Raw genomic sequence first — 7,779 nt, 5'->3', positions numbered from 1 at the left:
GGCGCGGGCCAGGGCGCGGGCGGCCTGGACGTCGGCGGCCGGCCAGTCGGCGGCCGTGACGGCGGTGCTCACCCCGAGGGTCCAGCCGGGCTGCGGAGCCGGCTCCCGCTCGGCGGGCACGAGCACCCGTACGACCCCGTCCGCGAGGTCCACCAGCGCGGATCCGAGCGCGGTGCCGAGCGCGGAGGCGGCCATGGGGTCGGGGGCCTGGGCGTCCGGCTGGGCGTGCACCACGAGCCACCGCTCGGCCCCGAGCAGTGGCGCGACCTCCTCGGGCGCCGCCCCCAGCAGCATCCGTACGAGCGCCGAGGACCGGGCCGCACCCGTGCCGCTCTGGTGCTCCCCGGTGAGCAGCGACAGCAATACCGTGGCGACGGACGCGACGGTGTGGTCGCCGGGACTCCGCTCCGGAGCCGCCACCGCGAGCACGAACCCCCGCCCGGTCCCCAGCGCATAGGCGGCGAGATGACTGCCGTCGACGGTGTCGGTGGCGGAGGAGGGAGCGGTCCGGCCGGGGGAGGCGGACCCGGTGGCCGGGCGTCCCGGGGCCTCCGGCTGCCGGGAGGACGGGGGATGTGCCGGCCGCGCGGCCGGAGCGGGCGGCCGGGGCGAGCCCGCCGGGGCCGGGCGCACCACGCCGACCAGCTGTGCGAGCGCCGTGCGGACCTCCTCGCGCGGGACCCGTCCCGCCGAGGCGATCTCCGCGCCGTCCGGGCCGTGGAGGACCGCCCAGCCGCCCAGCCGCTGGGCCAGCTGGCGCAGGACCGAGGGGACGGGGTTCGGCCGGGAGGCGGCGGCGGCCAGGCTCTGCTGGGCCTCGGTGACACGGCGGAGTTCGGCCAGGCGGACCTGGGCCATCAGCTGCCAGACGGCACGGGTGATGGCGGAGAAGGGGGTCTGCGGGGGAACCTCCAGCAGCGGAAGGCCCTGGGCGTCGCAGGCCGCCACCAGGGCGGGCGGCACCGTGTCGTGCACCGGTGCCAGGCCGAAACCGAGCGCCGCGCCGCCCGCCGCGACGACCTGGGAGACATAGGTGTCGAAATACGGCCCGATGTCCACGGCCGACGCGGCCGCCGTGGCCGACGGGACATGAACACCGGCCGTCAGCAGGAGTTCACCGCCCAGCAGATAGGGGTACGGGTCGGCCATTTCCGAGGTGTGCACCCAGTGGATCACCGTGTCCCGGCCGGCCGGCCCCGCGATGTGGCGCAGGCCGAGGTCCTCCCGGGCGAGCAGGGCCGACAGGGGGACCGGCGGGGTCGGGGGGACCGCCGGGACGGCCGGCGCATACGGATCCGGCATGGTGGACGATCCCTCCATCCCGCTCGGCTCGAATGGATGAAACGTACACTTCAAGGACTCTTTTCGGCCACCTAGGGTCGACCCACGAACCAGCCGCGAGGAAGGGGCGGTCCCTATGGTCGTCGACTACGCAGTGATCGTTGTGTATCTGGTCGGGATGCTGGCCATGGGCTGGTGGGGCATGCGCCGCGCCAGGTCGAAGAGCGAGTTCCTGGTGGCGGGCCGCCGGCTCGGGCCCACCATGTACTCCGGCACCATGGCGGCCATCGTCCTCGGTGGTGCCTCCACCATCGGCGGTGTCGGTCTCGGCTACAAGTACGGGCTCTCGGGGGCCTGGATGGTCCTCACCATCGGCCTCGGACTGCTCGCCCTCTCGATCTTCTTCTCGGCCAGGATCGCCCGGCTGAAGGTCTACACCGTCTCCGAAATGCTCGACCTGCGCTACGGCGGCCGGGCCGGCGTCATCTCGGGCGTGGTGATGTGGGCGTACACCCTGATGCTCGCGGTCACCTCCACCATCGCCTACGCCACGATCTTCGACGTCCTGTTCGACCTGCACCGCACGGTCGCGATCATCCTCGGCGGCACGATCGTCGTCGCGTACTCCACCCTCGGCGGCATGTGGTCCATCACCCTGACCGACATGGTGCAGTTCGTGGTCAAGACGATCGGCGTCCTGCTCCTGCTGCTGCCGGTCGCCGTCGTCAGGGCGGGCGGCTTCAGCGAGATGCAGGACAAGCTGCCGACCTCCTACTTCGACCCGCTGGGCATCGGCGGCGAGACGATCTTCACCTATGTCCTGATCTACACCTTCGGCATGCTCATCGGACAGGACATCTGGCAGCGCGTCTTCACCGCCCGCAGCGACGCGACGGCCAAGTGGGGCGGCACCGTCGCCGGCACCTACTGCCTGGCCTACGCCGTCGCCGGCGCGGTCATCGGCACCGCCGCCAAGGTGCTCTACCCCGACCTCGGCAACGCCGACGACGCCTTCGCCACCGTCGTCAAGAACGACCTGCCCATCGGCGTCCGCGGACTGGTGCTCGCCGCCGCCCTGGCCGCGGTGATGTCCACCTCCTCCGGCGCGCTGATCGCCTGCGCCACCGTCGCCAACAACGACATCTGGTCCCGGCTGCGCGGCGTCGTCCGCCGCGGTGAGGAAGCGCACGACGAGGTCAGAGGCAACCGCGCCTTCATCCTGATCATGGGCGTCGCGGTGATCTGCACCGCCATCGCCCTCAACGACGTCGTCGCGGCACTGACCGTCGCCTACAACCTGCTCGTCGGCGGACTGCTGGTGCCGATCCTCGGCGGGCTGGTGTGGAAGCGCGGCACCGTGCAGGGCGCCCTCGCCTCCGTGATCGTCGGCGGTCTCACCGTCGTCGCTCTCATGGCGACCGCCGGCATCCTCGCCAACGAGCCCATCTACTACGGTCTGCTGGCCTCCCTCGCCGCCTACGTCGTCGTCTCCCTGCTGACCCGGCCCACCGACGAGGCCGTCCTCGCCGCCTGGCGCGAGCGCCTTGCCGGGCGCACCCCCGGACTCCCGTCCGAGCCCGCTCCGGCCCACCAGTAGAGTCGCCCGGGAAGCAGTACATACGCGATGAAGCGTGAGAAAGAAGGCATTTCAGTATGAGCAGCAACGCGATACCCCGCGGTCCGGTCGACTCCTCCCGCGTCCCGCGGTACGCCGGCCCCGCGACCTTCGCCCGGCTGCCCCGCCTCGACGAGGTCGGCACCACCGACATCGCCGTCGTGGGCGTGCCGTTCGACTCCGGTGTCTCGTACCGGCCGGGCGCCCGCTTCGGCGGCAACGCCATCCGTGAGGCGTCCCGGCTGCTGCGCCCCTACAACCCGGCGCAGGACGCCTCACCGTTCGCCCTCGCCCAGGTCGCCGACGGCGGTGACATCGCCGTGAACCCGTTCAACATCAACGAGGCCGTGGAGACCGTCGAGGCCGCCGCCGACGAACTGCTCGGCACTGGCGCCCGGTTGATGACCCTCGGCGGCGACCACACCATCGCCCTGCCGCTGCTGCGCTCCGTCGCCAGGAAGCACGGCCCGGTCGCCCTGCTCCACTTCGACGCCCATCTCGACACCTGGGACACCTACTTCGGCGCGGAGTACACCCACGGCACCCCGTTCCGCCGCGCCGTCGAAGAGGGCATCCTCGACACCTCCGCCCTCTCCCACGTCGGCATCCGCGGCCCGCTGTACAGCAGGCAGGACCTCACCGACGACGAGAAGATGGGCTTCGGCATCGTCACCTCCGCCGACGTCTACCGGCGCGGCGCCGACGAAGTGGCCGACCAGCTGCGCCAGCGCATCGGCGACCGCCCGCTGTACATCTCCATCGACATCGACTGTCTCGACCCGGCCCACGCGCCCGGCACCGGCACCCCCGAGGCGGGCGGCATGACCTCCCGCGAACTGCTGGAGATCCTGCGCGGCCTGGCCGACTGTCATCTGGTGTCGGCGGACATCGTCGAAGTGGCACCGGCGTACGACCACGCCGAGATCACCTCGATCGCCGCCTCCCACACCGCGTACGAGCTGACCACCATCATGGCCCGCCAGATCGCGGCGGCCCGGAAGGACACGGAAGCGAAGTGACCCACCACCACGACCTGGCGCTCCGCCCCGCACCCGCACGGACGAAGGAAGCGCTCGACACTCCCTCCCGTCGCCCGGTCACCCCTCACAAGGGCAGCACTGCGCACCGCGTGAGAGGGAGCCGCAACGGCGGAGACCTGGTCGTGGAGACGCTGGCCGGGCTCGGCGCGACGACCGTCTTCGGCCTGCCCGGCCAGCACGCCCTCGGCATGTTCGACGCGCTGCGCCGCTCCGACCTCGGATACGTGGGCCTGCGGGTGGAGAACAACGCCGGCTTCGCGGCGGACGCCTACGGCCGGATCACGGGCCGGGCCGCGCCGCTGCTGCTCTCGACCGGCCCGGGAGCCCTCACCTCCCTGGCCGCCCTCCAGGAGGCGGCGGCGGCCTCCGCTCCCGTCCTGGCCATCAGCAGCCAGGTCCCGACCGCCGGGCTCGGCGGCGGCCGTCACGGCTATCTGCACGAACTGCCCGACCAGGCCGCCTCGTTCCGGGGGGTGGTGAAGTCGGTCCACACCGTGCGCACCCAGTCCCAGATCCCGTCCGCGATCGCCGCGGCCTGGAAGTCGGCGCTGACCGCCCCCCACGGACCCGTGTGGGTGGAGATCCCGCAGGACGTGCTGCTGGCTCCGACGAGCCTGCCGGTGGTCACGGCGATGGACGCGACCCCGGAGCAGCCGGCCCCCCGCCCGGAACTCGTCGCCGCGGCAGCCGACCTGCTCTCCCACGCCGCCCGCCCCGCGATCATCGCGGGCGGGGGAGTGGTCCGCGCGGGCGCGTCCGGTGAACTGCTGGCCCTGGCCGAGAAACTGAACGCCCCCGTCGTCACCACCTTCGGCGGCAAGGGCGCCTTCCCCTGGGAGCACCCGCTGTCCCTCCAGTCCTGGATGGAGGACCGGCACACCACGGACTTCCTGGAGGACGCCGACGTCCTGCTCGTGATCGGCTCCGGCCTGGGCGAACTCTCCTCCAACTACCACACGTTCAAGCCGCGCGGCCGGATCGTCCAGATCGAGGCCGACCTCGGCAAGCTGGAGTCCAACCACCCGGCGCTCGGCATCCACGCCGACGCCCGCCTGGCGGTCCGGGCACTGCTGGAGGCGGTGGACGAACGCCCGGACGAGAGCGCCGCCGACCGTGCGCGGGAGCTGCTGGACAAGGTCCGCGACCGCATCGCCGCCCAGGACCTCACCCTCGAACAGGAGGTCCTGGCCTCCGTCCGCCGTGCCCTGCCCGCCGACTCCCCGTCCTTCTGGGACATGACGATCCTGGCGTACTGGGCCTGGTCGGCCTTCGACGCCAAGTCCCCCAACGCCATGCACTCGGCCCAGGGCGCCGGCGGTCTCGGCTACGGCTTCCCGGCGGCGCTCGGCGCCGCGGTCGCGGACCCCACCCGGCCGGTCCTCGCGGTCTCCGGCGACGGCGGCGCCCTGTACTCCATCGCCGAGCTGGCCACGGCCCGCCAGTACGACCTGAACGTCACCTGGCTGATCGTCGACGACGGCGGCTACGGCATTCTCCGTGAGTACATGACGGACGCCTTCGGCCAGGCCACGGCGACGGAGCTCACCCGCCCCGACTACGCGGCCCTGGCCGAGTCCTTCGGCGTCCCGGGCGTGCGCACCACCCCCGAGACCCTCGAGAAGGACCTGGCGAGGGCCCTGGCCGCACCAGGGCCCTCGGTGGTCGTCCTCCCGGCGGTCCTGCGCATGTTCGCGCCGACACACCTGGACTGATCCGGGCCGGCTGACCCGGGCCGGCTGACCCGGGCCGACGGCACCGGGAGGACGGCACATCCGGTCAGGGAGGGCGGAGGCCTTACTTCAGGCGCAGTTCCTTCCACGTCTTCGGGCCGACGATGCCGTCGTACGGCTTCACCTTGTAGGTCTTCTGGAACCACACCACGGCCGCCTTGGTCTTGGGACCGAAGTCGCCGTCGACCGCGAGCTTGGGCGTGTAGGAGGTCGTCTCGTTGATCAGGGCCTGGACCTCCTTGACCGCATTGCCCTTGCTGCCCGTCTTCACGGTGGCGCTGCCCTTGTAGTAGCCGCAGTAGAAGCCGATGCTGCTGGTGTACGAGCACTTCGCCGCGGCCGAGGCCTTGCCGGTGATGGAGTGGGTGGCGGCGCTGCCGGCCGTGTGGGACGTGCCGGCGGTGGCGACGCCCGCCGTGCCGCCCAGGAGGGCGAGGGTCGCGATGCCGATGCCGAGGGACGTGCGCATGGCGCTGATGGTCATGGGTTCTCCCCGTTTTCCGTGCTGGTCGGTTGTCGGTGCCGTACGGGGACCGTGCCGGACGGACGCGGTCCCCGCCGTGCCCCACCGACACTGCCCGTCCGTCCCGGGGCGGGGCCACCGTCGTCGGCAGGATGGTGCCCACACGGGACGTCCCACCCTCTGACCTGCGGGGACGCGGTGCGGGACGAGGCAGCGGCGGGACGCCGGGCCGCACCGCACCGTGGCCGAAAGCATCCTTCCGGGGGAGGGCGCCGGAGAACCGGAGCGAGAACCCCTCCTGTCTTCCAAGGAGGAACTGCCGCCAAAAGGAAGAGATGTGGGGGGACATGTCTCCTTGGAAGCAGCTGCCGCATTCGCTCGACCCCAGGGCGCGGCATCTGGTCGTACAGCTCCGCCGGCTCAAGGACCACAGCGGTCTCAGCCTGCAGGCGCTGGCCTCCCGGACCGGGTACAGCCGCTCCTCCTGGGACCGTTACCTCAACGGCCGGGCGCTGCCGCCCCAGCGGGCGGTGGCCGCGTTCGCCCGTGCCTGTGCCGCCGACGCGGAGCGGCTGCTGGCCCTGCACGAGCTGGCCGCGGCCGCGACGGACGGCCCGGGAGGACCGGGAGGAGGTGCGCGGAGGGAGGGGCCCGACCAGCCCCGGAACCCCGAGTCGGCCGAGTCGGCCGAGTCGGCCGAGCCGACCGAGCAGGCCGAGCCGGCCGAGCCGACCGAGCAGGCCGGACAGGCCGGGGCGGCTTCGACGTCCGGGAAGCCGGAGGAGGAACCGGAGAACGGTGGCGGCGGGCGAAGCGGTCTGCGCCCGTGGGTGACCGCCTCGGTGGCCGCGGCCGTCACGGCCGTGGTGGTCCTGACCGTCCTGCTGGTGACCGCTCCCGGGAACAAGGGCGAGGAGCGGGGCGGGCGCGTGGTCGCGGCGGGCAGTCCGGTCACGGACCCGGAGCAGAAGCCGTTCGTGTTCCGGCCCGGCAAGGACTATCCCTGCGCGGTGCACCGGGACGACGACGGCCTGCTGTACGCGGGGTACAGCAGGACCCGTACGGCCCTGATCGGCAAGGGGTCCACCCAGTGGGCCGTCGTCGAGGCGCAGTGTCTGCTGCGGCACCACGGCTTTCCGCCGGGACTCGCCGACGGGATCTTCGGCAGCCGCACCGAGCGCGCGGTCAAGCGGCTGCAGCGGGACGCGCACATCGTCGTGGACGGCGTGGTCGGCGAGGACACCTGGGGGGTGCTGCGGAAATGAGGCCCGGCGAGCGGCCGCTGGAGTGCGAGCGGCTGGCGGAGACGCTGCGCGGTCTGCGCGCCCGGACCGGGCTGAGCCTGGCCGCCCTGGCAGGGAAGACGGGGTACAGCAAGTCCTCCTGGGAGCGCTACCTCAACGGAAAGTGCCTTCCGCCGCGCCAGGCCGTCGAGATGCTGTGCGGCCTGGCCGGCGAGGCCCCCGGCAGGCCGCTGGCCCTGTGGGAGATGGCCGACGCGGTGTGGAGCGGGCGGGCCGGCCGTCCGCCGGCGCCCGCGTCGCCGACGGCCCCCGCCGAGTCTTCGGCTGCCCCCGCCGAGCCTTCGACGGCCCCCGCAGAACCCGCGGCGGCCGCTCCCGCGCCGTGCCCGAAGCCCGGTGGTGCCCG

The 7,779-nt window shown here is 72.8% G+C and carries 7 protein-coding genes; 5 read left to right on the top strand and 2 right to left on the bottom strand.

The window, feature by feature from the left end; genetic code table 11:
* On the bottom strand, window positions 1-1,302 hold a 1,302-nt coding region (locus ABD224_RS28610), incomplete at its 3' end, for a PucR family transcriptional regulator ligand-binding domain-containing protein (RefSeq protein ID WP_425581075.1).
* A gap of 115 nt (window positions 1,303-1,417) precedes the next feature.
* Here ABD224_RS28610 and ABD224_RS28605 point away from each other — a divergent pair.
* From ABD224_RS28605 to ABD224_RS28595, 3 genes are read left to right on the top strand one after another with little or no spacing between them, the layout of a single operon-like run.
* The gene (locus ABD224_RS28605; RefSeq protein ID WP_344055119.1) at window positions 1,418-2,878 is read left to right on the top strand and encodes a sodium:solute symporter family protein; all 1,461 of its coding nucleotides are present in this window, start codon (window positions 1,418-1,420) and stop codon (window positions 2,876-2,878) included.
* 56 nt (window positions 2,879-2,934) lie between these two features.
* On the top strand, window positions 2,935-3,915 hold the full coding sequence (speB, locus tag ABD224_RS28600) for an agmatinase (protein WP_344055116.1): 981 nt from the start codon (window positions 2,935-2,937) through the stop codon (window positions 3,913-3,915).
* Window positions 3,912-5,648, top strand: coding sequence for a thiamine pyrophosphate-binding protein (locus tag ABD224_RS28595; protein WP_344055114.1), 1,737 nt, complete (start codon window positions 3,912-3,914; stop codon window positions 5,646-5,648). The genes speB and ABD224_RS28595 overlap by 4 nt, the downstream gene beginning before the upstream one ends.
* Before the next feature lie 82 nt (window positions 5,649-5,730).
* Here ABD224_RS28595 and ABD224_RS28590 read toward each other — a convergent pair whose 3' ends face one another.
* Window positions 5,731-6,150, bottom strand: a complete 420-nt coding sequence (locus ABD224_RS28590) for a peptidoglycan-binding domain-containing protein (RefSeq protein WP_344055112.1) — start codon at window positions 6,148-6,150, stop codon at window positions 5,731-5,733.
* 326 nt (window positions 6,151-6,476) lie between these two features.
* Here ABD224_RS28590 and ABD224_RS28585 point away from each other — a divergent pair, with 326 nt between their 5' ends.
* Together ABD224_RS28585 and ABD224_RS28580 are read left to right on the top strand one after the other, a co-directional pair.
* Window positions 6,477-7,394 (top strand): helix-turn-helix domain-containing protein, encoded by a 918-nt coding sequence (locus ABD224_RS28585; RefSeq protein WP_344055110.1) that lies wholly within the window; start codon window positions 6,477-6,479, stop codon window positions 7,392-7,394.
* Window positions 7,391-7,779, top strand: a 389-nt coding sequence (locus tag ABD224_RS28580) for a helix-turn-helix domain-containing protein (RefSeq protein WP_344055108.1), incomplete at its 3' end; no start/stop codon positions are given. The genes ABD224_RS28585 and ABD224_RS28580, both read left to right, overlap by 4 nt.

The organism is Streptomyces thermoalcalitolerans, from assembly GCF_039525155.1.
In the GTDB taxonomy this organism is placed as follows: Bacteria; Actinomycetota; Actinomycetes; order Streptomycetales; family Streptomycetaceae; genus Streptomyces; species Streptomyces thermovulgaris.
Note: the sequence above shows the minus strand (reverse complement) of the source record. Positions and strands in the feature narration are given on the sequence as shown.

Coding starts and splice junctions, on each gene's coding strand:
- speB (WP_344055116.1), top strand. CDS start 2,935: ATGAGCAGCAACGCGATACCCCGCGGTCCGGTCGACTCCTCCCGCGTC.
- ABD224_RS28605 (WP_344055119.1), top strand. CDS start 1,418: ATGGTCGTCGACTACGCAGTGATCGTTGTGTATCTGGTCGGGATGCTG.
- ABD224_RS28590 (WP_344055112.1), bottom strand. CDS start 6,150: ATGACCATCAGCGCCATGCGCACGTCCCTCGGCATCGGCATCGCGACC.
- ABD224_RS28585 (WP_344055110.1), top strand. CDS start 6,477: ATGTCTCCTTGGAAGCAGCTGCCGCATTCGCTCGACCCCAGGGCGCGG.